Here is a 23885-nt window from a genome sequence, read left to right as displayed (position 1 = left end):
CGCGGATGCAGACCGCCTCCCCGGCCGCCCTGGACGAGTTCATCGCGCGCTTCACCAGTCAGGTCGGGGCGGGGTTTGGCCTGATCCAAGGCGACGTGCGTTCGACCTTCGCGGCGCTGATCGTCATCAGCCTGGGCCTGTCGGCCTTGCTGTGGGCCCTGGACGAAGGCCAGAACGTGCCGGCGGCCCTGATCCGCAAGCTGCTGCTGTTTGGCTTTTTCGCCTGGCTGATCGCCAGCTGGCACGCCCTGACCCTGACGGTGATCAAGGGGTTCACGGCGCTGGGGCTGAAGGCGGGGGGCGGGCGCATGAGCGTGGCCGACCTGCTCAACTCGCCGTCCAAGATCGTCTGGGACGGGCTGGAGGTGGCGTTCGACCTCCTCAAATATGTCGGCCGCCTGGCCAGCGAGGGCATGGGGGTGGGCTTCTTCACCCACATCGACACCATCCTGGTCACCGTCATCGTCATCATCGGCGTGATCCTGGCCTTCGTGCTCCTGGGGGTGGAGGTCGTGGTCACGGTGATCGAGTTCTATGTCGTCACCCTGATCTCGTTCGTGATGGTGCCCTTCGGCATCCTCACCCAGACCTCGTTCCTGGCCGAGCGGGCGATCGCCTATGTGCCCGCCGTCGGGGTCAAGCTGATGGCCCTGGCCCTCGTCATCTCGATCGGCGAGCAGATCTTCACCAGCTACACGGTCTCGCCCGAGCCGACCTGGCAGGAAAGCTGCGGGCTGCTGGTCGCCGCCATCGTCTTTCTGATGCTGGCCTTGAAGATCCCCGCCATCGCCGCGGCCCAGGTCAGCGGATCGCCGCAGTTGAGCGCCGGCTCGGCCGCCTCCAGCGTCGTGGGCCTGGCCGCCACGGCCGGCGGCCTGGCCCTGGCCGGACGCTGGGCGGCCGGCGGACTGGCGGCGGGGGCCGGAGCCAGCGCCGCCCGGGGCGCGGCGGGCCTGCGAGGTCTGGCGGGCGGACGCGGCCCGGGCGCGGGATCCGGCAGCGGATCTGCGCCCCCGTCCGGCGGCGGCCCCAGCGGAGCCGGGCCCAGCGGCGGCGGCCCGTCGGTGAGCAGCGTGGTGTCGCGCGCCAGGTCGTCCTTCACCCCGCCGCCGCCGGCCAGCGCTCCGCCATCGGAGCCGCCGGCCTCGCAGGGGACGGCCGGGGCCGAGGAGCCGCCCGCCTCGCCCGCGCCCGCCCGGCGCGGTGCGGCGCGTACCGCCGCCGGCGCCGGGGCCGCGCCCTGGCGCGAGGACGCCGCCGGCCAGCCCGTCGGCATGCCCAAGATCCATCCGCCGACCGACGAAGCCTAAGCGCCGGAGCTCCTCGCCATGTCCCCGACCTTCAAGCGCGCCCAGGAACGCTACGGCGACGCCGCGCCTGCCGAGACGCCCTATCATCGCGCCGCCCAGGTCTGGGACGACCGGATCGGCGGGGCCCGCGTCCAGGCGCGCAACTGGCGGCTGATGGCGTTCGCCTGCGCGGGCCTGGCCGCCCTGTCGCTCGGCGGCTACATCTACGAGCGCCAGAGCAGCCGGGTGCGCACCTATATCGTGCCCGTCGACCGATACGGACAGGTCGGGCGCGTGGAGCTGGCCGACGCCGACTATACGCCCGACCAGGCCGACAAGGCCGCCTTCGTCAAAGACTATGTCGAGAAGGTTCGCGGCAAGAGCACCGACGGGGTGGTGCTGCGGCAAAACTGGGAACGGGCCAAGCGGGCCTCGGGCAAGGCCGCCCAGGCAACGCTCATGCAGTACGCCCGCGACCACAATCCGGCCGAGCGCCTGGGCCAGGAGGCGGTGGCCGTCGAGATCGTCTCGGTGCTGCCGCGCAGCGACGCGACCTTCCAGGTCCAGTGGCGCGAGACGACCTACGACCAGGGCGTGGTCGCCCCGCCGCAGCGGTGGACGGGCCTGTTCACGGTCGGCAGCCGACCGCCGAAGACCGAAGCCCAACTTCTGGAAAATCCGAAGGGCTTGGAAATCACCAGTTTCCAATGGAGCCGCGACCTATGACCCCGTTGTCCTCGCGCCCCCGCGCGGCGCTCTTGGCCGTCCTGGCCGTGGCGAGCCTCGGCGCGGCGCCCCGTCCCGCGCCCGCCGCCGCCGAACGCTCGCCCGCCGCCTCCAGCGCGCCGGGATCCTCGACGGCTCGTCCGCCGATCCCGGGCCTGGCCCGCCCCGTCTCGGCCGGGCCGGCGACGCCGGGGCCCCAGGTTTCGGCCAGGCCCGTGGCCCGCACCGTCCGCCATGGGACCAGGCGCCCCCGCTCCCGGTCCGCCAGCGGATCGCTGGCGACGATCGCCCAGGCCAACGCCCAGGCGCGCGACTGGCCAAGCCCTGGGGCCTACGTCAACTCGGCGCTCTACTACGATTTCGAGCCGGGCCGGCTCTACACCATCCACACCAGCCCCCGGTTCCTGACCACCATCACCCTCAAGCCGGGCGAGAAGCTGATCTCCAAGGCGGCGGGCGACACGGTGCGCTGGGTGCTGGGCGAGACGGAGGCCGGATCGGGCGAGGCCCTCCAGGTGGTGATCTTCGTCAAGCCGATCCGCCCGGACCTTCGCACCAACATCGTGCTGACGACCGACCAGCGGACCTATCTGATCGACGCGGTCAGCACCGCCTCCAGCGCCTATACCAGCGTGCTGAGCTGGAACTATCCCCAGGACCTGGCGCGCGAGGCGGCCGCCCAGCGCGAGCGCGCGGTCGCGGCGGCCCAGACCCAGCAAGCCGCGGGCGTGGCCAGCGACGTCGCGGTCGACCGGCTGAACTTTCGCTATCGCATCGAGCCCAAGGGCCGCCGCCCGCCCCCCTGGACCCCGGTCAGGGTCTTCGACGACGGCGCCAAGACCTATGTCGAGTTCTCGGCCGACCTCGCCACCCGGCCGGCCCCGCCGCTCTTCCTGCTCGGGGACAAGGACCGCGCCGAGCTGGTCAATTATCGCCAGAAGGGCGTCTATTACGTGGTCGACCGGCTGATCGATCGCGCCGAGCTTCGCCTGGGCGAAAAGCGCCAGGACGTCGTGCGTATCACGCGCGCGGGCGGCCAGCCTTGAGCCCGGCGACCAAGCCCGATCCGGGCGTTCCGCCCGAGGTGACGGCCGCGGCCAAGGCCTCGCCGCGCTCGGTGCTGGACGCGCCGCGCCGACCGATCACCCGTTACCGGCCCGTGGTGATCGCCGCGGCCGCCTTGGCGGTGCTGTTGCTGGTGGGCCTGGGGTTCATGATCGCCTTCGGCGGCGGCCATAGGTCGGCCAAGGCCCCGCCTCCGCCGCCGCCCAATCCCGAGCCGGCGGCCGCCGCGCCGATCGATGATCGCCTGCCGGCGAACTACGGCGAGCTGGGTCCGCCGCCTGGGACCATAGCGCCGGCCCCGCGCGTCTCGCCGGCCTCGCCCGCGACGGCGGGACCGGGCGCTTCGGGCGCCGCGCCGCCGCTCACGCCGGCCCAGCAGCGCGGAGCGGAGGAACGCAACGCCGCGGCGAGGGCCGGGCCGTTCTTCGGCGGAGCGCCGGGCTCGACCGCCGCGTCCTCGGCCGCGCCCGCCGCGCCCGCTATGGCGTTTGAGGCCTCGGCCCCGCCGCAGGCGGCGGCCAGCGGCGGCTCGGCCAAGGAGGCCTTCATCGCTCGGGCCTCGGCGGCCGCACCAACCTATGGCCCCGCCCTGCCCCAGCCGCCGTTGTCGCCCTATGAGATCAAGGCCGGCACGGTGATCCCCGCGGCCCTGATCACCGGCCTCAACTCCGACCTGCCCGGCATGGCCGTCGCCCAGGTCACCGAGCCGGTCTTCGATCACCGCACGGGCCGCTTCGTCCTGATCCCGCAGGGCGCGCGGCTGATCGGCAAGTACGACAGCCAGGTCGGCTACGGCCAGGACCGGGTGCTGCTGGTCTGGACGCGGCTGATCTATCCGAACGGGCGCTCGGTCGAGCTGGGCGGCATGACCGGCGCGGACGCCACCGGGGCGGCGGGCCTGTCGGATCGCGTGGACGCCCATCTTCCGGTCCTGGCCCGGGCGATCGGCCTGTCGACCCTGATCTCGATCGGCGCGGCCGCGGCGCAAAACAGCCAGGCGCGCGGCAGCGACAACCTGGTGCTGCAGGACGCCGCCGGCGGGGTGGCCAGCCAGGCCAGCCAGACCGGTCAGCGCCTGGTCGAGCGTGATCTGCAGCGCGCCCCGACCTTGCGGATCCGGCCCGGTTTCCCGGTGCGGGTCATGGTCGACAAAGACCTGATCCTGCCGCCCGAAGCAGTGGGAGGTCCGTGATGCGGCGCGACTCGCTCAGAGGAGTCGATTCTTCTTCAGTTCAAGAAGTTTATTCGCGCGCGGCCGGTATTGGCCGGCCACCTTTATTAGTTCGGGTGGCCGGAATCGCGATCTTATCGTCGGCGCCATGACGACCGCACGCGACCTCGAATATCACGCGCAGTACCAGAAGCGTCTCCGGGCCGCGGCCCGGGCGCGCGGCAAGGGACAGCTGAACGCGCTGGTGGATAGGGATCTCATCGACAGGCTCGATGCGATGAAGGACGGGCGCGGTTTCACCAACCGCACGGCGGCTCTGGAGCAAGCGCTTCGCGAGTACTTCGAGCGGGGGCAATCGGAAAGGAACCATGCCGTGAGCGCATAGAAAAACCCGGCTCGCCGAAACGCGCCGGGCTCTCCAGGTCATTCGCTAGACGGGATTGGCGTCCCGCCCGAGCTCTCAAGTCCTGCTCTTTCTAACCGAATCACCGACATCGCCGCAATCCAAAAACGCGCGTTCGCGCGACGGGAACCTGTGCGCCTGCGGCCTCCCTAGGAGGAGCAGGATATGCAGACCGTCTCGAACGGGATCGGTGACGTGCGCCGTCTGGCGGACGCCCAATGGGCGGCCGCCAAGCTCGCCGACACCTACCAGGGGCTTCCGGAGGGAATCTCCAAGGCCATGCTGCTCGATCGTTTCGAGCGGGCCGCGCCCAGGCTTGGGCTCGGCGACGGAGTCGTGCGTCTGATGCGCGCCCTGGTGCGGGTGACCGCCGAACAGGACTGGATCGGGCGCACCCGGCCCATCGCCTGGCCGTCCAACGATGCGCTCTGCGAGGAGCTGCAGCGCTCGCGCAGCTGCGTCCAGGGCCTGATCCGCGCCGCCGTGCGCGCGGGCCTGGTGCATATGAAAGACAGCGGCAACGGCAAACGCTGGGGCTATCGCGACGATCGCGGCCACATCCTGGAGGCTTTCGGCTTCGACCTGGCGCCACTGGCCGTGCGCTGGGACGAGTTCGCCGACCTGGCGGCCGCCCGCGGCCTCGAGCAGGCCCAGCGCCGCCACCTCAAGCGCAAGCTTGGCGAGATCCGGCGCGAGATCCGCACTGTCTGCGCCGACGCGCTCTATCGCGGCTATGGCGGCTACGACTGGAACGGCGCGGTCGACCAGGCCCTGGGCCGGCTTCCCCGAACCCCCTCCCTTGGCGAGCTGGAGGCGCTGCACGAGACGTTCCAGGCGCTGCTGTCGGCGGTGGACGCAGCCTGGGTCAGGGCCCGTCAGGAAGGTCAATATGAGCCCAGGGGCTCCATGGACGAAGCCCAGAAAGAACCTACAACCCATCCAAGATCTGAAGGATCAACGTATTCATCTCTTCGACGAGAGGTAGTCGAGCCCTCGGCGCGATCGGCCTCCTCGCCGGCGGCGGCTGAAAGTTCGCGGGTGGAGGCGGCGATCAGCCAGGAGGTGATCCCGCTGTCGCTGGTGCTGGAGGCCGTGCCCGAACTGGCCGACCATCTGGACGACCTGGCCGGTGCGTCCTGGGAAGACCTGGTCGACGCGGTCGGGCGCGTCGCGCCGCTGATGGGGATCAATCTGTCGGCCGTGCGCGAGGCGCGCGACGTGATGGGCCGCAACCGGGCCGCCATCGCCCTGGCCACGGTGCTGGCGCGCTGGAAGGACGGGGAGATCAGAAGCTCGGCCGGCGGGTACCTGCGGGCCATGTGCGAGCGTGAAAAGGTCGGCTGCCTGCACCTGCTGCCCAGCCTCTATGGGCTGAAGGACCGGTTCGGAAAATCGCCGCCCAGGCGCGCGGAGCCGTGATCCGGCCGGTGATCGGGCCGGTGAGCGCGCTGGCGGGGCGACCTTGGAGGTTCGGCGGGCCTTCGGCGACGTCGGATGACTTGGCCGGCGTCGGCGGAGGCCAAAGTGAGGGTCTGGCGGCCGGGCCGCGCCTGGGCGGTCGACCGGAACCGCCGTCATGTCCCTTCGCACCATCGTCCGCGTCCTGGGCGGCGACCTCTATGACGGGGGACGCCGCGCCAACGTCCCGGCCCCCGGCCACAGTCGGCGCGATCGGTCCGTCTCGTTGCTCGAGCGCGACGGCCGGCTGATCATCCACACGTTCGGCGGGGCCGACTGGCGGGTGGTGCGCGACGATCTTCGCGCCCGCGGCCTGCTGAGCCAGGAGGCGCCCGGCCAGGCCCGCGAGCGCCTGTCCGGGGCGAGCGACAACGCCTCGCGGCGGTGTCGCCGCCAGACGGCGCAGACCTTGTGGTCGCAGGCTCGCGCCATCACGGGGACCCTGTCCGAACGCCATTGCCGGCTTCGCGGCTTGGTCGGCGCCCCGCCCGACGACACCGTCCTGCGCCATCACGGTCTGGCGCCGCTCTCGGTCTATCGGCCCGGGACGGCGACACGGCCGGCGCTGTTGGCCGGGATTGTCGGGCCAGACGGCTCTCTGTCGGCGGTCGAGATCACCTATCTGGGACCAGGCGGGCGCCGCGCCGCGGGCCTGCGCCTGCCGCGCAAAACCGTCGGCGTGATCGAGCCGGGCAGCGCGGTCCGTTTCGACCCGGCCGCCGAGGCGATGCTGGTGGCCGAGGGGGTGTTCACCACGCTCTCGGCGCGGCGACGTTTCGCCCTGCCGGCCTGGGCGCTGCTGTCGACCTCCAACCTGCGGTTCTGGCGCTCGCCGCCCGGCGTGCGTTCGGTGCTGATCGCGGCCGATCGCGGCCAGGACGGAGAGGCCTCGGCCCGGACCCTGGCCCGATCCCTGACGGCCGCCGGGGTCGAGGCCAGGATCGCCCTGCCTCCGGCCCCGTTCGGGGACTGGAACGAGCTGGACCTGTCTGGCGTCCGGGAGGCGGGCCCGGCGGGGGAAAGGAGAGAGTGAGGGGGCGGGCTGGTGCGCCCGATCGGCAGGATGGTCCTGGCCCGGGGCGCTGGAACCGCCACCATGTCCCGTTCATCCACCTCCAAGACCCTGGCCGTCGCCGCGCCCGCGTCCGCGGCCCCGTCCGACACCCGCATCCGCGTCCGGCTTCGCGACCTGGGTCTGGCGCCCGAGAACCTGCGCTTCGACGAGCCGGCCGACGACCTCGTCCCGCAGCTGGCCGACACCATCGCCGCGGCCGGCGTCCTGATCCCGCCGATCGTGCGCGCCGGCCGCAAGGGCGAGCAGGCCTATATGGCGCTCGATGGTCGCCGCCGGCGGATGGGCCTGCTGCTCCTGCTCGAGCGCGGGGTGATCGACGACGGCTACGAGATTGACTGCATCCTGGCCGTGGGCAAGGCCGCCCAGGCCGCCGCGGCGGTCCTGCCCAACGCCGAGCACGCCCCGGTGCACATCGCCTCCATCATCCTGGCGATCGGCAAGCTGCGGCGTGACAGGATGGACACCGCCGCCATCTCCGCGGCCCTGGGCTATTCGGAACTGGAGATCAAGCGGCTCGAAGCCCTGGCCGGGGTTCATCCCACCGTGCTGGCGGCGCTGCGGCAGGGTCGGCTGACCCTCAAGCAGGTGCGCGCCTTCACGCGCATCGCCGACAAGACCCAGCAGGAGCAGCTGGCTCAGGCCGCGCTCGACGGCCACTTCCAGGACTACCAGCTGCGCAACCTCCTGGATGAGGACGAGGTGACCGCCAGGGACCCCCGCTTCGCCCTGGTCGGGGCCGGTCGCTACGGCGCGGCGGGCGGGCGCCTGGTCGCCGACCTCTTCGGCGAACTGCCCGACAAGGTCCTCGACGCCGACATTCTCGACGCCCAATGGCGCGTCCGGATCGCGCCGTTGATCGAGGCCTACAAGGCCCAGGGCCTGGCGGTCTATGTCGGCCCCGACAGCGGCTATCGCGCCCCGGACGGGTTCGAAACCCTGCCTTACGTTTATCATGGCGACCTGACCGAGGCGCAGAAGGCCGCCCGCGCCAAGGCGCGGGAGGACATCGAGGAGGCCGAGGCGGCGGTGCGCGGCCGGCCCCTCGACGAGGAGACGGCGCTGGACGCGGTCGCCAAGCTCCTGGCCGCCAAGGCCGATCTGGCCGAGGCGGGCCTGACCGGCGCGAGCCTGGGGGCGGTGCTGCTGTCGCCGCATCGCGAACTGGGCGTCGAGGCGACCTATTTCGTGCTTCCCGAGCCCGAAGAGGACGACGACGAGGCCCTGGACGAGGATGACGACGACGACGCGGGGGGCGATGCGGCCGACGCCGCCGCGGCCGCCGGCGGGCGGGTCGTCGAGCTGGCGGTGCCCAAGGCCGTGGTCGCCATCGAGGGCGCAAGCCACAGCCTGCACGAGACGCGCACCGACATCGCCACGCGCGGCCTGATCCGCGACCTGGCCGACCATCCGGGCGCGGCCCTGACGGCGCTGTTGGCCCAGCTCTTCAAGCTCCTGGCGCTGAACGGCCATGTCTACCAGGGCGAGTCGGCGCTGGCCCTGTCGGCGACCCGTTACAAGCGCGGCGGCCTGCCGGCTCACCCGGCCCTGGACGGCGAGGTTCGCGCGCGCCTGCAGGCGCGTCGGGAGGACTATCTGGCGTCGGGCCTGCGCCCGGTGCCCTATGTCGACAGCCTCGCGCACGGGGAAAAGATGGCGCTCCTGGCCGAGCTGGTGGCCGTCAGCCTCGATGTGCGCGAGGCGCGCACCAGCCTGGTGCGTCACGGCGCGCGCGCCGAGGCCGCCGAGATCGCCGCCCTGTGCGACGCCGATCTTAGCGTCTACTGGACCCCCGACGCGGCGTTCCTGGCCGTCCACTCCAAGGCCCAGCTGCTGGCGATGCTGGGCGAGATGGGCGTGGAGGACGCGCGGGCGCCGGGTCTGAAGAAGGACGAACTGGTCGCCTTCGTCGCCGAGGCGGCGGCCCAGCGCCAGTGGACGCCGTCGGCCTTGGCCTGGTCGGCCAAGGTGGAGGCCGAGGAGCCGGCCCCGGACGAGGCCGCTGGCTCGGACGCGGCGGATCCTGTCGCGACGCCCAACTTGGACGCGCCGGAGACCCCGCCGGACGCGGCCGCGGCCTGACTCCTTTCGAGCCCTCGCCGTCAGGTCGAGGGCTCGACCCTTGCTGCGCGACCGCGCGGGAGATCACGGTGCGGGACCTGGGGCTCGCCGGCCAGGCTGGGCAGGGTTCCGACATAGACGCCGTGGGGCCGCACCAGGTCCTGGGTCTCGTACTGCTCCATGGCGTGGGCGATCCAGCCGGCGACCCTGGCGAAACGGTAGAGCAGGATGCTGCTTTGGGCGTCCAATCCGATCTTGCGGCCGATGAAGGCGATGGCCAGCACCAGGTTGGGCGCCTCGTCCAAGGCTTCGCGGGCCACGCCGATCGCCGTGACGAGGTTTTGCAGCTCTCGATCGTCGGGCAGGATCTCGGCCAGACGCCTGAACAGGAAGTCGGCGCGCGGATCGCCGTCCGGATAGGGCTTGGAGCCAAAGCCCGGCGCGGCCTCCCCGTCCTGCAGGCGCCGCAGGATCGGCGCGCCGGGGTCGGCGCTCTGGACCACTTCGTCGATCAGGCGCGCCAAGGCCTGGCTGCGCCCGAAGGTCAGCCGCCGGCCTTGGGCCGAGGCCAGGCCCGCCATTGCCACCTGATAGGCGCTCACCCCCGAATTGGCGACGGCGCGGACGGCGTAGGTGGTGGGATCGAACTCGTGGTCGGCGGCCAGCACCAGCAGGGGCCGCACGACCTCCAGATAGACGCTCGGCGCGCCCAGACCGGCGACGATGGTCTCGTGCAGCGGCGCGTCGGAGGGCGCGCGCGCGCCGGTCAGCATGGCGGCCAGCCAGCGCATCAGCTCCGCGCCGGTGCGGCAGTAGCCGGCGTGCGACAGGTCGTGGGCCCTTGGATTGGCCCGTTCCAGCATCGGCAGCAGGCAGCACACCCGCTCGGTGATGGTGGCCGCGTCCAACTCGTCCAGGATGCGATCGTAGAGCACCGGCCTTTTGAAGGTGCTGGGTCCGAAGATCGTCTTGGGGTCGCCCTGCCACAGCAGACCGCAGACCTCTTCCAGGCTCGCCCATCGCGCCAGCTCCAGCGCGCTCTGGCCGCGATAGTAGGGCCCTTGCGGCGTCAGCAGGGTGATCGCCGTGGTCGGGGCCAGGATTTCTCGCGCCTCGGGCGCGCCGCCGCCGGCTTTGAGGCGCTCGATGTCCTCGCGCCAATAGTAGCGTCCCTTCGACCCGGCGGGCCGGTGCGTGCGGATCTGCTTTCGGCTGACGTAGGAATAGAGCGTGTTGACGCTCACCTCGAGCGCTTCGGCGGCTTGTTCGGCGGTCAGGTACAGGCCGGTTCTCCCTTGATCCGGGCGTCTTTCACCCAGCGCCTCGTCGGTTTGGACGCTCACCCTGGCGAGCATAGGCACGTTTGTGGGTTTGATCTTGATGAAATCCATCAAGATTGACGCTCTTCGTAGGGCTTGGCTATCGGTATGCCCCCGCGGGAGGTCGCGCCGCCGCCCCAGGTTTTCAGGAGATGCCGATGTTCGCGCCACCGCCGGTCCAGGAGACCGAAGTCTTCGCCAAGGTGCCGCCCGAGCTGGAGCTTGATCGTCCCAGCGAATGGCTCGAAGGCCGTCATCACGGCCGCCCGACGTCGTTTTTGGAGGGCCCCTCGTTCGACCGGGCCGGCAACCTCTACTGCACCGACATTCCCTATGGCCGGATCTTCAAGATCGACCCGCAGGGCCGCTTCGAGGTGGCCGCCGAGTATGACGGCGAGCCCAACGGGCTGAAGATCCACAAGGACGGAAGGATCTTCATCGCCGACCAGAAGAACGGGATCCTCGTCCTGCAGCCCGGAGAACGCGAACCCAAGCCCTTCCTGGTCCGCGCCAAGCTCGAGCGCCTGAAGGGCCCCAACGACTTGATCTTCGCCAAGAACGGCGACCTCTATTTCACCGACCAGGGCCAGAGCGGCCATCAGGATCCCACCGGCCGGGTCTATCGCCTGCGCGCCGACGGTCAGCTGGACCTGCTGCTGGACAATGTCCCCAGCCCCAACGGTCTGGTGCTCACCCCCGACGAGACCACGCTGCTGCTCGCCGTCACCCGGGCCAACGCCATCTGGCGCGTTCCGCTGCTGAGCTCGGGGGGCACGAGCAAGGTCGGCACCTTCATCCAGATGTCCGGCGGCGGCGGCCCCGACGGCGTGGCGATGGATCAGAAGGGCAATCTGGCCGTCTGCCATCCTGGTCTGGGCGCGGTCTGGCTCTTCAATCGGTTCGGCGAGCCGGTCCGCCGGATCAACACCTGCGTCAAGGGACGCACCACCACCAACCTAGCCTATGGGGGGGAGGACAATCGCACCCTGTTCATCACCGAGTCGGCGACCGGCACGATCCTGAAGGCCCAGATGGAGGTCCCAGGCCTGGTGATGTTCTCCCACAGCTGACGGCATGGGCGACCCGGCCGGTCCACGACACGCCCTCGTCCGAAGACGGGGGCGTTGTTGTTTGGCGCCGGCGCTGAGGGGGCCGCCGCCTAAAGGGCGAAGGCGGTTCGGGGGCCGGGCGAGCCCGTCGGGTCTGGAGGGAGGAGCCCTCCGCGGCGGGTGAGCCAGGACCTTCCGATGACCGCCTCCCTGTCCCTGTTCGCCGACGCGCCGGCCGACACCGCCGCCAATCTGCTCTCGGCCGCCCGAGCCTTGGCCGCCCAGCTCAATCGCTCGCGGGTGCTCGACCGCAAGCTCGTGGCCGGGGTGATGACCACCACCTTCGGCGCCTCCGATGTCGACGGCGCCTGGACCTGGCGCGACGCCTATGACGCCATCGAGGCGGCCCTGGTGCTGCAGATCCGTCGCCTGACGCCGCAGGTTTCGCGCCTGGAGGATGCGCCGGCCGAGATCTGCGCCCTGCTGGCCAGTCTTTCGGCCCTGACCCCGACCCAGACTCGTCGATCGGAGGCGCAGGTGGCGCTCGACCAGTTCTCCACCCCGCCGGAGCTGGGCGCCCTGGCCGTGCTCGCCGCCCAGGTGCGGCCCGGCGACAAGGTGCTGGAGCCTTCGGCCGGCACGGGCCTCCTGGCCGTTCTGGCCGAAGCCTGCGGCGCGGACCTGACGCTCAACGAGCCGGCCGCCGGCCGCGCGGGCCTGCTCGACGGGCTGTTCGCCCAGGTCCCGCGCTCTCGTCATGACGCGGTCCACCTGAAGGATCTGCTGGCCGCCTCCGGCGCGTTCGACGCCGTGGTGCTCAACCCGCCCTTCCAGGTCCTGGACGCCCATCTTGAGGCGGCGATCGAGGTCCTGGCCGAGGGCGGGCGCCTGTCGGCGATCGTGCCCGCGCGCCTATTCGACGATGCGGCCGCCCTGCAGCGTCTGTCGCGTCGGGGCGCGATCATGGCGCGCATCGCGTTCCCGGCCCGGGCCTATGCCGGGCATGGGACCTCGGTGGAGACCGGCCTGCTGGTGGTCGATCGCGATGCGCGCGGCCCCGCCGCGCCGATCCAGGCCGCCGACACCCTCGCCGACGCGGCCAAGGCCGCCGCCGCCGTGACCGCGCGGGCGAGCGCCAAGCCCAGGCGGTTCATCAGCGTGGCGCAGGTCTCGGTGCTGGCGCCGCGCGCCCGGTCGCTCGCCGCGCCGGCCGGCCGCCTGGGCCTGATCACCGAGACCGCGCCGCTCGATTATCGCGTCATCGAGTGGAACGGCGAGGGTCACGATGTGGGCCTCTACCAGGCCTATCGCCTGGGCCGGATCGTGATCGACGCGGCCTCGCCCCATCCTTCCGCCCTGGTGGAATCAAGGCCCATGGCCTCGGTGGCGCCGCCGGCCCCGACCTATCGGCCGATCCTGCCGGCGCGGCTGGTCGAGGAGCGACGGCTGTCGGACGCTCAGCTCGAAACCGTGATCTATGCCGGCGAGGCCCATTCGGTCATGCTGCCGGGAGCCTGGAGGATCGGCGAGGCCGCCCATATCGCCCTGTCGGTGGCGGCCGATACGCCCGACGTCGTCTACTTCCGCCGGGGCTTCTTCCTCGGCGACGGCACCGGCTGCGGCAAGGGCCGGCAGATCGCCGGAATCATCGCCGACAACATGGCCCAGGGCCGGGTCCGCGCGGTGTGGCTGTCCAAGAACGACGCCCTGCTCGAGGACGCCCGTCGCGATTGGGCCGCGATCGGCGGCGCGGCCAGCGACATCGCCCCGCAGGGCTCGTGGAAGCAGGCCGACGCCATTCGGTTCGATCGCGGCGTCCTCTATTCGACCTACGCGACCCTGCGCCAGCCGGCGCGGGGCGCGCGGGCCTCGCGGCTGGACCAGATCGTCGCCTGGCTCGGCGAGGATTTCGACGGGGTGATCGTCTTCGACGAGGCCCACGCGATGGCCAACGCCGCGGGCGGCGGCCAGGGCGCGCGCGGGCCCAAGAAGGCCTCGCAGCAAGGCATGGCGGGCCTGGCCCTGCAGAACCGCCTGCCCAAGGCTCGCGTCCTTTATGTCTCCGCCACGGGCGCGACCACGCCGGAGAACCTGGCCTATGCCTCCCGCCTGGGGCTGTGGGGCGGGGTCGAAGCGCCCTTCGTCAATCGCGAGTCGTTCCTGGACGCCATCGAGTCCGGCGGCGTGGCGGTCATGGAGCTGATCGCCCGGGAGCTGAAGGCCCTGGGGCTCTACATCGCCCGCTCCCTGTCGTTCGATGGCGTCGAGTACGAGGCGCTCGGTCATCAGCTCACGGACCAGGACGTGGAGATCTGGAACAGCTGGGCCGACGCCTATCAGCTCATCCACCGCAATCTGCGCGCGGCCCTGAAGGCCACGGGCGTGCTGAGCGAGGAGGGCAAGGTGCGCAGCGGCCAGGCGGCCTCGGCGGTGATGTCGGCCTTCGAGGGGGCCAAGCTGCGGTTCTTCGGCCACCTGCTGGCCGGTCTGAAGACGCCCAGCCTGATCGCGGCGATCCGTGACGACCTGGCCAATGATCGCTCCGCCGTCGTGCAGGTGGTCTCCACCAACGCCGCGGTGATGGAGCGCAAGCTCGCCCAGATCCCGGTCGAGGAGTGGAACAACCTCTCGATCGACCTGACGCCCAAGGATCAGGTCCTCGACTATCTGATGTCGGCGTTTCCGGTCCAGGCCATGACCGAGGTCGAGGACGAGAACGGCGAGACCACTCTGGTTCCCCTGCTCGAGGACGGCGCGCCGGTGCTCAGCCAGGCGGCCTTGCGCCTGCGCGAGGAGACCGTCGCCCACCTGGCCTGCCTGCCCGCGGTCCCGGGCGTGCTGGACGCGGTGCTCGAGGCCTTGGGGCCTGACATGGTGGCCGAGATCACCGGCCGGGCCCGCCGTGTCGTCTCGCGGGGCGGTCGCAAGGTCGTCGAGCGCCGCAGCGCCTCGGCGGCCAGCGTCGAGACCGACGCCTTCATGGGCGGCAAGAAGCGGGTTCTGGTGTTTTCCGACGCCGGCGGCACCGGGCGCAGCTATCACGCCGATCTTGCGGCGGCCAACCAGCAGCGGCGCGCCCACTATCTGGTCGAACCGGGCTGGCGGGCCGACGCCGCGATCCAGGGCCTGGGCCGCTCGCATCGCACCAACCAGGCCAGCGCTCCGATGTTCCGGCCGGTGACGACCGACATCCATGGCGAAAAGCGCTTCCTGTCGACGATCGCGCGGCGCCTGGACAGTCTGGGCGCCCTGACCCGGGGTGAGCGCCGAACGGCCGGAAACGGGCTCTTCCGACCCGAGGACAATCTGGAAAGCCCGTGGGCGCACCGCGCGCTGCTGGCCTTCTACGTCGCGCTGTTCACCGGTCAGGTCGAGGCCATGAGCCGGCAGGCTTTCGAGGCCAAGACCGGCCTGTCGCTGGCCGATCAGGAGGGAAACTTGCGCGCTTCGGACGACCTGCCGCCGATGAACACCTTCCTCAATCGGCTGCTGGCCCTGCGGATCGAGGACCAGAACGGGCTCTTCGCCGCCTTCGACGCCATCCTCGCCGGGATCCTGGAACGAGCCAGCGCCTCCGGGGCCCTGGATCGCGGCATGGAGGACATCGTCGCCGACGATCTGGAGGTGCTGGGCGAGGAGATCTTGCGCACCGACGTGGCCACCCGCGCCGAAACCCGCCTGGTGCGGTTCGCGGTCCGCACCCGCCGCCAGCTGATCTCGTCCGACGAGGCGCTTGCCGGCCAGGACGCCGCCGCCCTGATGATGGCGGTCAATTCCAAGTCGGGCCGCGCGGCCCTGGTGGTCCAAGGTCTGACCACCACGGACGACAACGATCGCCTGATCCAGGCCGTCCGCCTGATCCGACCGGAGAAGCGCTCCGTCGCCCCGCTCAAGGCGTTCGAGGAGTCGGCCTGGGAGCCGGTCGACGAGACGGCGTGGCGAACGGCCTGGGGCGAGGAGGTCGCCGCGGCCGACCCATGGATCTCGCGCGAGATGGCGCTGGTCACGGGTCTTCTCCTGCCCGTCTGGTCGAGTCTGCCGGGCAAGCAGGCGACGGTGCGGCGCCTCAAAGCCCCCGATGGCCGGCGGTGGCTGGGCCGGATGTTGGATCCTGGTCAGGTGCCGGCGCTGAAGGTGGCGCTGGGCCTGACCGACACCGCCCAGGCCGTGGGGGAAGGCGGCGTCGCCCGGCGCATGATCCTGGACGAGGGCGCGTCCCTGTCCCTGGCCAGCGGCCTGTGGCTGCGGCGCGCCAAGGTCATGGATCGCTGGCGGATCGAGGTGGTCGGCGCCGCCGCCCAACGCCAGGCCTTCGTCCAGCTCGGCTGCTTCGTCGAGATCATCAACTACCAGCCCCGGGTGTTCATCCCCACCGATCAGGAGGCGGTGCTGTCGGGGGTCCTGGCCCGGTGGCCGGCCCAGACCATCCTGGCGGCGGCCTAGGGCGAAGGACTGCGACGAGCCGGTCTTGCGATCGTGCGGCGTCACCCCGTCCGTCAACGGGCAAGCCGTTGCCCAGGTCCCGGCGGGACCTTGGTGACGGGCGGGGGCCCGACGCCTGCGCGGGCGGGACGCGGCTCGCGGTGAGCGGCGTTTACGGGAGCAAGTCGATGAGCAGGGTCCTCAACAAGCACACGGGCGTATTGCCCACCCAGGCCGTCTACGTCGGGCGCGGCAGCGTGTGGGGCAACCCGTTTCGGATCGGACCGGACGGCGATCGGGCCCAGGTGGTGGCCGCGCACGAGGCCTGGCTGGCGGAGCGTCATGATTTGCTGCGGCGACTCGGCGAGCTGCGCGGCAAGGATCTGGTGTGTTTTTGCGCGCCGGCGGCGTGCCACGGCGACCTGCTGCAGCGGCTGGCCAATGGCTCGCGCGAGGAGCTGGTGGCCTGGTGGCGGGCGACGCGGCGATGAGGACCGCGAAGGCAAGCCCGGGGGGCAGGGCCGGGTCTGTCGAGGCCGCCGCCCGGCGGTCCGGCTCGGGCCTAAAGGGAAAAGGAGGGGAGCCGGGGCGAGCGATCCGGAGCTTGGTCCGGCGCTGGCAGCGCCGAGGGCGCCATGTCCAACTTCCCTACCCTTTCGCCATCCCTATCGGAAAGCCAGGGGCCGGCTGCGGATCCGCGGGCGGCTCCCCTCGCCCTGGCCGAAACCGCGTCGCTGATGCGGTTCGAGGTCGAGGATGATCCAACCGCCCGGGCCCGGTCCGTGGGCTTGCGCTACGGCGTGGACGTCCTGCACGACGTCGAGATCCTGGCGCTGCATCTGGCGCGCGCGGGCCTGAAGCGGCCGGACGCGGCCGCGCAGGCCCTGATCGCGCGGTTCGGGGCCCTGGCCGCGGTGCTCGCCGCCGACCGCGCCGAGCTTTCGCGCCATATCCCCGAGCCGTCCGTGTTCGAGTTGAAACTGCTGCGCGAAACCGCCAGTCGTCTGGCCCGCGCGGTCCTCCCGGCCCGCAGCCTGCTGACCTGCAGCTCCGCCGTGGAGGCCTATCTGCGGACCTTGATGACCGGCCTGCCGCGCGAAGAGTTCTGGGTGCTGTTCCTGGATCGCAAGAACCAGTTGATCGTCGCCGAGCGCTTGGGCCGGGGCACGGTCGACCACGCGCCGGTCTATCCGCGCGAGGTCCTGCGACGCGCCCTGGAGGTCGGGGCCAGCGCCATGATCCTGGCGCACAATCATCCCGCCGGCGACCCGACCCCCTCGCGGCCCGACATCGACACCACCAAGACGGTCGTCCAGGCGGGTAAGGCCCTGGGGATCGCGGTGTGGGACCACCTGATCGTGGGCCGAGACCAGGTGCTTAGCTTCCGGCGCGAGGGCCTGCTGTAGACGCGCCGATCGGGCGGACGTCGCGCCGTCGCGCTCACGCGCGACGGCGTTTCGTCTTGCTTGTCCTAGAGGTCCAGCATCGTCATCTCGCGCTCGCCATAGCGTTCGCCCTCGATGGCGTTGGCCGCCACGGCCGCTTCGATGGCCGCCAGGTCCGGGGCGCTGAGCACCAGGTCGGCGGCGCCGACGTTCTCCACCAGGCGCTCGAGCCTGCGCGTGCCGGGGATCGGCACGATCCAGGGTTTGCGCGACAGCAGCCAGGCCAGGGCCAGCTGGCCGGGCGTGGCGCCCTTGTCGGCCGCCAGGGCCTTGAGCGTCTCGACCAGGGCCAGGTTCTTGGCCAGGGCGTCGGCTTGGAAGCGCGGATGGCCGGCGCGGAAGTCGCCTTCGCCGAAGGTGCTCTGGCCGGTGAAGGCGCCCGCCAGGAAGCCGCGGCCCAGGGGGCTGTAGGGCACAAAGCCAATGCCCAGTTCCTCCAGCGCCGGCAGCACCTCGTGCTCCGGCTCGCGGCTCCAGAGCGAATATTCGCTCTGCACGGCGGTCACCGGATGGACCGCGTGGGCCTTGCGGATCGTGGCGACGCCGGCTTCGGACAGTCCGAAGTGCTTGACCTTGCCGGCGGCCACCAGCTCGCCGACCGCTCCGGCCACCTCTTCGATCGGCACGGAAGGATCAACCCGGTGCTGGTAGAAGAGATCGATGCGATCGGTGCGCAGGCGCTGCAACGCCGCCTCGGCCACGGCCTTGATGTGTTCGGGCCGGCTGTTGACGCCGACCGGGCGCGGACCGCCGTCGGGATCCAGCGCGAACCCGAACTTGGTGGCGATCACCACCTGGTCGCGCATCGGCGCCAACGCCTCCCCGACCAGGGCCTCGTTGGCCTTGGGGCCATAGACCTCGGCGGTGTCGAAGAAGGTGACGCCGCGCTCCACGGCCTGGCGGATCAGGGCGATCATCTGGCCCCGGTCGCCGGCCGCGCCATAGGCCCAGCTCATGCCCATGCAGCCCAGGCCCAGGGCCGAGACCTCCAGGCCGCTGCTTCCCAGAACACGTTGTTTCATGGTCGTTCTCCTTGGTTGTGGCGGTGCGAGCCGAGCGCCTTTGGCGTCCCGGCCCGGCGTGGAGGGGGGTCTATTCGGCGGCCGAGAGGGACGCGGGGGGCTGCATCTGGCGGACCTGGTTGGCCCGGCCCTGCAGCCACCAGGCGACCTGGACGGGCCAGGACCCGAACGGGTCGGTCGGCTCGGCCGCGCCCAGCAAGGCCTCGGCGCGCATCGGGAAGTTCGGATCGACCAGGGCTTCGCGGCCCAGGGCCACCAGGTCGGCATGACCGTCCTCGACGATGGCCTGGGCCTGGTGGGCGTCGACGATGAGCCCGACGGCGGCGGTGGCCACTCCGGCCTCCCGGCGGACCTGGGCGGCGTAGGGCACCTGATAGCCGTAGCTGGACGGGTATTCGTAGCGCGGCGCGATGCCGCCCGAGGAGCAGTCGACCAGGTCCACGCCCAGTTCGCGCAGCGCACGGGCCAAGGTCACCGTCTCGTCGATCGACATCCCTTCGCGCAGGCCGTCGACCGCCGAAACCCGCACCAGCAGCGGCTTGTCGGCCGGCCAGACCGCGCGCACGGCGCCCACCACCTCGAGCGGGAAGCGCATGCGTCCGGCCAGGTCGCCGCCGAAGAGGTCGTCGCGATTGTTGGTGACCGGCGACAGGAAGCTGTTGAGCAGATAGCCGTGCGCGCAGTGGACCTCGAGCACGTCGAACCCGGCGGCCAGGGCCCGACGGGCGGCCGCCACGAAGGCGACCTTCACCTCGTCCATGGCCTGGCGGCTCAGGGCCTCGGGCTCGAGCCAGCCCTCGCCATAGGGTTTGTCGCCGGCCGAGACGACCGGCCAGGGCCGCTCGCCGCGCGCCAGATCGACATCGTCGAGCGGACCATTGCCTTCCCAGGGACGCTGGCTGGCGGCCTTGGGGCCGGCGTGGGCGATCTGGATGGCCGCCACGGCGCCGTCGGCCTTCAGGGCGCGGACGATGCGCGCCAGGCCAGGGATATGGTCGTCCGACCACAGGCCCAGGTCGCCGTGGGTGATGCGGCCTTCGGGAACCACGGCGGTGGCCTCGACCATGACCAGGCCGAACCCGCCCATGGCGAAGCGGCCCAGATGGATCAGATGGTGGTCGTTGGCGATCCCGTCGCGGGCCGAATACTGGCACATCGGCGAGACCGCCAGGCGGTTGCGCAGGCGCACGCCGCGCAGGTGGAAGGGTTCGAAGAGCTTCATGGCGTAAGTCCTGATGGATGGGGAGGCGGCGGCGCGCCGGTCGACCGGCGCGGCGCGGGCTTCAGGTCCGGGCGGCCAGGGGCGAGACCATCACGCAGCGGCGCAGGTCCATCTCGCCTTCGAGGACCTCGGGCAGGGTCGCCACGAAGGCCTGCATGTACGGCAGGGCGAAATGGGCCTCCAGGTCGGCCGGCGCCTTCCAGTTCTCGTAGAGCACCCAGACGTCCGGATCCTCGGCCGAGCGGTGCAGGTCGTAGTTGAGGTTGCCGGGCTCGGCGCGGGCCGGCTCGACGAGGGTCCGCAGCCGGCGGCCCAGTTCGTCACCCAGGCCCTTCTTGGCCCGGACGAATGCGATGAGGCTCAGCTGCTCGCCGTAGGCCGGCGCGATCGTTGAGAGAGTCATGGCGAGATCTCGCTTATGGGGATTTGGGTATTTGGGGCTTTGCCCCGTGGACGGCGCCGTCCATGGCGGGCGACGCCGTCCGCGCGGAGGTCGGGCGATCAGCGGCACTCGGCCAGGGTCGCCGGGTCGGTGGCGGCCGGGGCCGAGCGGGGCTGCGGATCCAGGTCCTGGACGAACTTCAGGCCGCCCTCCGACAGGGGTCGGGCCAGGTTGCGGTCGAACATCGAGAAGAGCTTGACGGTGTAGGGCCGGGCGAAGTGGCTGTTGACCGCGGCCTCGTCGCGCCAGACCTCGTAGAGGACGTAGGCGCGTTCGGCGCCGTAGACCTTGTGGACGTTGAAGGTGATGTTGCCCGGCTCCAGGCGCGAGCAGGTCACCGAGCGATGGAAGACCTTCTCGAACTCGGGCTCGGCGCCCGGCTTGACCTCGAAATTGACGACCAGGGCGACCTCGCCGTTGGGGCTCGGCTGCAGCTGGATCTGGGCCATCGAGGGCTCGGCGGCCATCAGGCCGAAGGCGCCGGCGGCGGCCGCGCCGACCGACAGCAGGATCTTGTTGAAGGGGGTCATGGGATGTCTCCGAATGTTGCGGCTTGAGGGGCGCGCGATCCGGTCGCTCGCGGGGAGCGAGCGGCGACGACGGAAGGCGCGTGGGTTTGGGGATCAGGCGATCGAATAGCCGCCGTCGATCAGCAGGCCGTGGCCCGAGATGAAGGCGGCGTCCTCGGAGGCCAGGAACGCCACGACGCTGGCCATTTCCTCCGGCGTGCCGGCGCGGCCGGGGACGGTGTCGGCGGCGAAGGCGTACTTGGCCTCGGCGCTAGGCCAGATGCGATCCTGGAACGGGGTGTCGATGATCCCCGGATTGATCGCGTTGACGCGCACGCCCTGCTTGAACAGCTCGATGGCCGCGGTCTTGGTCAGCCCCAGCACCGCGTGCTTGCTGGCAATGTAGAGGCCGGCGTTGGCGAAGCCGATCACCCCGCCCATCGAGGCGTTGTTGATGATCACCCCGCCGCCCTGGGCCAGCATGGCGACCGCCTCGTGCTTCATCGACCAGAAGACGCCGCGAACATTGGCGTTGAAGATGGTGTCGTAGGTCTCGTTGGTCTGCTCGACGAAGGGCGAGAAGGCGCCTTCGGTGCCGGCGTTGTTGAAGGCGATGTCGATGCGGCCATAGGCGGCCACGGTGGCGGCGACCAGGTCGATCACGCTCTGCTCGACATTGATGTCGGCGACGACGGCGGTGGCCTCCAAGCCTTCCGCCTGGATCTGCGCGACCAGGGCGTCGATCTCGGTCTTGCGGCGGGCGCTGGCCACCACCCTGGCGCCGCGGCGCGCCAGTTCCAGCGCCGTGGCCCGGCCGATGCCGGAGCTGGCGCCGGTGACCAGGGCGACCTTGCCGTCGAGGGTCCTGAAGGGGGTCTTGGACATGTTGATCTCCATCGGATGTGTTCGCCCGGCGGGCGCCAACGGAGGCGTGTCGGCCGGTGACGAGACATCTAGCGAACGGCGATCGTTCTGATTAGGCGACGAATTGTGATTGTAGTGATGAGCCCAGGAGCATAATCCGCGCGCCCCGCCCATTCAGCTGAGCGAGCGACACCAGGATCGTGCAGATGGTCGGGGCGCCGCCGTCAAACGTCTGGCGTGGAGGAGCAGGTAGACGGTGTCCGCGCGCGACGGATCCAGCTCTCAGACCAGCGCCGTCATCGCCACGTCGACGATGGCGTCCATGTCGGCACGCCGACGGCCGGTCTTGCCCAGCACGCCCAGACCCTCGATCAGGCATAGGACAAAGCGCGCCAGGGTCGCGGCGTCGTGGCGGGTGGTTATCTCACCCTCGGCCTGGCCGTGCGCCAGGGCCTGGGTCAGCAGGTGCTCGAGACGCGAAAACACCGCCTGGAGCCTGGCCTTCACGACTGGGTCCTTGGCGGACATTTCCGTGGTGGTGGCCACCACCAGGCAGCCCCGCTCGCCGCTGACCAGGGACGAGGCCCCGGCGATCGACAACAGCGCCGCGCGCACGCCGGCGCGAGCGCCGTGCCGGGCTAGCTCGGCCTGCAGGCCATCGGTCTGGTCGGCCGCGTAGCGATCCAGCGCCAGCAGAAAGAGGGTCTTCTTGTCGGTGAACGCCTTGTAGAGGCTGCCGCGGGACAGGCCCGCGCCCTCCTCCAGCAAGGCCATGGAGGTGGCCTCGTAGCCGTGGGTCTGGAAGACCTCCATGGCCTGGCGCACCGCCTCGTCGAGGTCGAACTCGCGAGGCCGACCGCGCTCTCTTGAGGTGTTCATGTCCCGGCCCATGCAGGCGATGTCGGCCGTTCGGCCCGCCAGATCAAGAGCGATCCGTGCGGGCCCGTTCAGCCTAGGCGCCCGCGCCCGCGCGCGCCGGCCGCTCGAACTGGTGGGCGAAGACGGCCGTGCAGAGGCCAAAGAAGCCGTTGATCACGCAGCCGGTCAGGAACCCTTGCAGCGGGAAGTTCCACATCCCGGGCGTCAACCCGATGGCCGGTCCGACGATGGCGTGGGCCGCCACGAAGAAGGCCGCGCCGAAGGCCAGGCCGTTTAGCACCACCGACCGGTCGCGTCGCCAGAAGACGGCGTAGGCCGCGCCGGCGAGCGCCGACAAGACCAGGTGGCCCAGCAGGCCCAGATATTCCTCGCGCAGGGTGATCACCGGGGAGGCCAGCGGCGTCGCGCCGCCAAACCAGCCGGCGATCTGCCGCTCCATGGTCGTCAGCTGGGAGGGCGCGCGGCTGACCACTTCGCCGACCACCAGCCACACCGCCAGGACCAACCCCGCCACCACGCCGCCGACGACCGCGCCCCACAGCCGGCGCGGATTGGGCGGGGTCATGATCTCGGTCAGGTACTTCATGGTCGGGCTCCTTTGGTTATATAGGAACCGAGCGGTTCCGAAATTGGCGGGCTTGAGAGGCGCCGCCACGCTCGGCGGACAACCTCCAAGTCCAATCCTAGAGCGGCCGCACAGATACGATTAGGCGAGCAATTGTGACTGTCGTAGTGAATGGTGGATATCAATCAGGACCCTTCGCGATGCACGGTAGCGAGCTGGCCGAGCTGTCGACCTTTCTGGCCGTGGCCCGTCACCGCAGCTTCAAGCAGGCCGCGATCGAGCGGAACGTGGCCGCCTCTGCCATCAGCCATGCGATCAAGAGCCTGGAGGAGCGGGTCGGGGTGCGGCTCTTTCACCGCACGACCCGCAGCGTCTCCCTGACCGAGGCCGGCGAGCGGTTTCTCGCCGAGCTCGATCCGGCGTTCGGCCAGATCGAGCGGGCGCTCGACAGCCTCAACGACTTTCGGGGTTCGCCGTTCGGGACGGTGCGCATCAACATCCCCAACTCCATCGCCCCCTTCGTTCTGCACGACGTCATGGGACCGCTCCTGAAGGAGAACCCGGGGCTGCACCTGGACATCGTGGCCACCGACCGCCTGGTCGACATCGTCGAGGACGGTTTCGACGCGGGCATCCGGTTTGGCGAGCGGCTGATGCAGGACATGGTCGCGGTCCACATCAAGACGGTGCTGCGGTTCGCCGTGGTCGGATCGCCGGCCTATTTGGCGGGGCGCAAGGCGCCAGTGCGTCCGGGGGACCTGCGCGACCACGCTTGCATCCGCTACCGCTATCCCAGCGGCGCCATCTACAACTGGCAGTTCGAAAAGGCCGGCGAGGCCATCGACGTGGAGGTCGACGGGCCGATCACCCTGGACGACCAGGAGCTGATGGTCGAGGCGGCC

General features: G+C 70.9%; 21 protein-coding genes. 13 read left to right on the top strand and 8 right to left on the bottom strand.

Going from position 1 to position 23885, the window contains the following annotated elements; translation table 11 throughout:
* Positions 1-5: 5 nt before the first annotated feature.
* The 8 genes from trbL (at position 6) to AC07NI_RS24740 (ending at position 9266) form a co-directional block, all read left to right on the top strand.
* Complete coding sequence (gene trbL / locus AC07NI_RS24775) at positions 6-1310, top strand: P-type conjugative transfer protein TrbL (protein WP_494624128.1); 1305 nt, start codon at positions 6-8, stop codon at positions 1308-1310.
* Between the two features lie 18 nt (positions 1311-1328).
* Entirely contained in the window at positions 1329-2015 is a 687-nt protein-coding gene (trbF, locus tag AC07NI_RS24770) for a conjugal transfer protein TrbF (RefSeq protein WP_494624126.1), read from the top strand.
* On the top strand, positions 2012-3061 hold the full coding sequence (gene trbG, locus AC07NI_RS24765) for a P-type conjugative transfer protein TrbG (protein ID WP_494624124.1): 1050 nt from the start codon (positions 2012-2014) through the stop codon (positions 3059-3061). The genes trbF and trbG overlap by 4 nt, the downstream gene beginning before the upstream one ends.
* A complete protein-coding gene (locus AC07NI_RS24760; RefSeq protein ID WP_494624122.1) occupies positions 3058-4272 on the top strand; it encodes a TraB/TrbI/VirB10 family type IV secretion system protein in 1215 nt (404 codons plus the stop codon). Before trbG ends, AC07NI_RS24760 begins: the two co-directional genes overlap by 4 nt.
* Before the next feature lie 127 nt (positions 4273-4399).
* Positions 4400-4636, top strand: coding sequence for a ribbon-helix-helix domain-containing protein (locus tag AC07NI_RS24755; protein ID WP_494624120.1), 237 nt, complete (start codon positions 4400-4402; stop codon positions 4634-4636).
* A gap of 183 nt (positions 4637-4819) precedes the next feature.
* Positions 4820-6073: a plasmid replication protein RepC gene (repC, locus tag AC07NI_RS24750; RefSeq protein WP_494624118.1), complete on the top strand. Its 1254-nt coding sequence runs from the start codon at positions 4820-4822 to the stop codon at positions 6071-6073.
* A 157-nt stretch (positions 6074-6230) separates the two neighbouring features.
* Positions 6231-7145, top strand: coding sequence for a toprim domain-containing protein (locus AC07NI_RS24745; RefSeq protein ID WP_494624116.1), 915 nt, complete (start codon positions 6231-6233; stop codon positions 7143-7145).
* Positions 7146-7208: 63 nt separating this feature from the next.
* A complete protein-coding gene (locus tag AC07NI_RS24740) occupies positions 7209-9266 on the top strand; it encodes a ParB/RepB/Spo0J family partition protein (protein ID WP_494624114.1) in 2058 nt (685 codons plus the stop codon).
* Between the two features lie 20 nt (positions 9267-9286).
* Here the strand turns inward: AC07NI_RS24740 and AC07NI_RS24735 are convergent, their stop codons facing one another.
* Positions 9287-10600 carry a citrate synthase gene (locus tag AC07NI_RS24735; RefSeq protein WP_494624112.1) on the bottom strand — a complete coding sequence of 438 codons (1314 nt, stop codon included), beginning with the start codon at positions 10598-10600 and terminating at the stop codon, positions 9287-9289.
* A gap of 122 nt (positions 10601-10722) precedes the next feature.
* Here AC07NI_RS24735 and AC07NI_RS24730 point away from each other — a divergent pair, with 122 nt between their 5' ends.
* From AC07NI_RS24730 to radC, 4 genes are all read left to right on the top strand, one after another.
* Positions 10723-11634 (top strand): SMP-30/gluconolactonase/LRE family protein, encoded by a 912-nt coding sequence (locus tag AC07NI_RS24730; RefSeq protein WP_494624110.1) that lies wholly within the window; start codon positions 10723-10725, stop codon positions 11632-11634.
* A gap of 177 nt (positions 11635-11811) precedes the next feature.
* Positions 11812-16056, top strand: a complete 4245-nt coding sequence (locus tag AC07NI_RS24725) for a strawberry notch-like NTP hydrolase domain-containing protein (protein WP_494624108.1) — start codon at positions 11812-11814, stop codon at positions 16054-16056.
* A gap of 167 nt (positions 16057-16223) precedes the next feature.
* Positions 16224-16526 (top strand): DUF4326 domain-containing protein, encoded by a 303-nt coding sequence (locus tag AC07NI_RS24720; RefSeq protein WP_494624106.1) that lies wholly within the window; start codon positions 16224-16226, stop codon positions 16524-16526.
* A gap of 144 nt (positions 16527-16670) precedes the next feature.
* Complete coding sequence (radC, locus tag AC07NI_RS24715; RefSeq protein WP_494624104.1) at positions 16671-17441, top strand: RadC family protein; 771 nt, start codon at positions 16671-16673, stop codon at positions 17439-17441.
* Between the two features lie 65 nt (positions 17442-17506).
* Here the strand turns inward: radC and AC07NI_RS24710 are convergent, their stop codons facing one another.
* The 7 genes from AC07NI_RS24710 to AC07NI_RS24680 all read right to left on the bottom strand — a co-directional run bounded on the left by AC07NI_RS24710 (position 17507) and on the right by AC07NI_RS24680 (position 23004).
* On the bottom strand, positions 17507-18502 hold the full coding sequence (locus AC07NI_RS24710) for an aldo/keto reductase (RefSeq protein ID WP_494624102.1): 996 nt from the start codon (positions 18500-18502) through the stop codon (positions 17507-17509).
* Between the two features lie 70 nt (positions 18503-18572).
* Complete coding sequence (locus AC07NI_RS24705) at positions 18573-19724, bottom strand: NADH:flavin oxidoreductase/NADH oxidase (protein ID WP_494624100.1); 1152 nt, start codon at positions 19722-19724, stop codon at positions 18573-18575.
* Between the two features lie 61 nt (positions 19725-19785).
* Positions 19786-20127 carry a putative quinol monooxygenase gene (locus tag AC07NI_RS24700; RefSeq protein WP_494624098.1) on the bottom strand — a complete coding sequence of 114 codons (342 nt, stop codon included), beginning with the start codon at positions 20125-20127 and terminating at the stop codon, positions 19786-19788.
* A 98-nt stretch (positions 20128-20225) separates the two neighbouring features.
* A complete protein-coding gene (locus AC07NI_RS24695) occupies positions 20226-20696 on the bottom strand; it encodes a putative quinol monooxygenase (protein WP_494624096.1) in 471 nt (156 codons plus the stop codon).
* A 93-nt stretch (positions 20697-20789) separates the two neighbouring features.
* A complete protein-coding gene (locus AC07NI_RS24690) occupies positions 20790-21560 on the bottom strand; it encodes an SDR family NAD(P)-dependent oxidoreductase (RefSeq protein ID WP_494624094.1) in 771 nt (256 codons plus the stop codon).
* A 261-nt stretch (positions 21561-21821) separates the two neighbouring features.
* Positions 21822-22418: a TetR/AcrR family transcriptional regulator gene (locus AC07NI_RS24685; RefSeq protein ID WP_494624092.1), complete on the bottom strand. Its 597-nt coding sequence runs from the start codon at positions 22416-22418 to the stop codon at positions 21822-21824.
* A 73-nt stretch (positions 22419-22491) separates the two neighbouring features.
* The gene (locus AC07NI_RS24680) at positions 22492-23004 is read right to left on the bottom strand and encodes a hypothetical protein (protein ID WP_494624090.1); all 513 of its coding nucleotides are present in this window, start codon (positions 23002-23004) and stop codon (positions 22492-22494) included.
* Between the two features lie 179 nt (positions 23005-23183).
* Between AC07NI_RS24680 and AC07NI_RS24675 the strand changes: the two genes are divergently transcribed.
* Positions 23184-23885, top strand: a 702-nt coding sequence (locus AC07NI_RS24675) for a LysR substrate-binding domain-containing protein (RefSeq protein WP_494624088.1), incomplete at its 3' end; no start/stop codon positions are given.

This window comes from Caulobacter sp. GW821-FHT10E02 (genome assembly GCF_059415225.1).
Note: the sequence above shows the minus strand (reverse complement) of the source record. Positions and strands in the feature narration are given on the sequence as shown.

What these genes read in the sequence shown, in the direction of transcription:
- trbL (WP_494624128.1), top strand. Translation starts at nt 6, where the DNA reads ATGCAGACCGCCTCCCCGGCCGCCCTGGACGAGTTCATCGCGCGCTTC.
- trbF (WP_494624126.1), top strand. Translation starts at nt 1,329, where the DNA reads ATGTCCCCGACCTTCAAGCGCGCCCAGGAACGCTACGGCGACGCCGCG.
- trbG (WP_494624124.1), top strand. Translation starts at nt 2,012, where the DNA reads ATGACCCCGTTGTCCTCGCGCCCCCGCGCGGCGCTCTTGGCCGTCCTG.
- AC07NI_RS24755 (WP_494624120.1), top strand. Translation starts at nt 4,400, where the DNA reads ATGACGACCGCACGCGACCTCGAATATCACGCGCAGTACCAGAAGCGT.
- repC (WP_494624118.1), top strand. Translation starts at nt 4,820, where the DNA reads ATGCAGACCGTCTCGAACGGGATCGGTGACGTGCGCCGTCTGGCGGAC.
- AC07NI_RS24745 (WP_494624116.1), top strand. Translation starts at nt 6,231, where the DNA reads ATGTCCCTTCGCACCATCGTCCGCGTCCTGGGCGGCGACCTCTATGAC.
- AC07NI_RS24740 (WP_494624114.1), top strand. Translation starts at nt 7,209, where the DNA reads ATGTCCCGTTCATCCACCTCCAAGACCCTGGCCGTCGCCGCGCCCGCG.
- AC07NI_RS24735 (WP_494624112.1), bottom strand. Translation starts at nt 10,600, where the DNA reads ATGCTCGCCAGGGTGAGCGTCCAAACCGACGAGGCGCTGGGTGAAAGA.
- AC07NI_RS24730 (WP_494624110.1), top strand. Translation starts at nt 10,723, where the DNA reads ATGTTCGCGCCACCGCCGGTCCAGGAGACCGAAGTCTTCGCCAAGGTG.
- AC07NI_RS24725 (WP_494624108.1), top strand. Translation starts at nt 11,812, where the DNA reads ATGACCGCCTCCCTGTCCCTGTTCGCCGACGCGCCGGCCGACACCGCC.
- AC07NI_RS24720 (WP_494624106.1), top strand. Translation starts at nt 16,224, where the DNA reads ATGAGCAGGGTCCTCAACAAGCACACGGGCGTATTGCCCACCCAGGCC.
- radC (WP_494624104.1), top strand. Translation starts at nt 16,671, where the DNA reads ATGTCCAACTTCCCTACCCTTTCGCCATCCCTATCGGAAAGCCAGGGG.
- AC07NI_RS24710 (WP_494624102.1), bottom strand. Translation starts at nt 18,502, where the DNA reads ATGAAACAACGTGTTCTGGGAAGCAGCGGCCTGGAGGTCTCGGCCCTG.
- AC07NI_RS24705 (WP_494624100.1), bottom strand. Translation starts at nt 19,724, where the DNA reads ATGAAGCTCTTCGAACCCTTCCACCTGCGCGGCGTGCGCCTGCGCAAC.
- AC07NI_RS24700 (WP_494624098.1), bottom strand. Translation starts at nt 20,127, where the DNA reads ATGACTCTCTCAACGATCGCGCCGGCCTACGGCGAGCAGCTGAGCCTC.
- AC07NI_RS24695 (WP_494624096.1), bottom strand. Translation starts at nt 20,696, where the DNA reads ATGACCCCCTTCAACAAGATCCTGCTGTCGGTCGGCGCGGCCGCCGCC.
- AC07NI_RS24690 (WP_494624094.1), bottom strand. Translation starts at nt 21,560, where the DNA reads ATGTCCAAGACCCCCTTCAGGACCCTCGACGGCAAGGTCGCCCTGGTC.
- AC07NI_RS24685 (WP_494624092.1), bottom strand. Translation starts at nt 22,418, where the DNA reads ATGAACACCTCAAGAGAGCGCGGTCGGCCTCGCGAGTTCGACCTCGAC.
- AC07NI_RS24680 (WP_494624090.1), bottom strand. Translation starts at nt 23,004, where the DNA reads ATGAAGTACCTGACCGAGATCATGACCCCGCCCAATCCGCGCCGGCTG.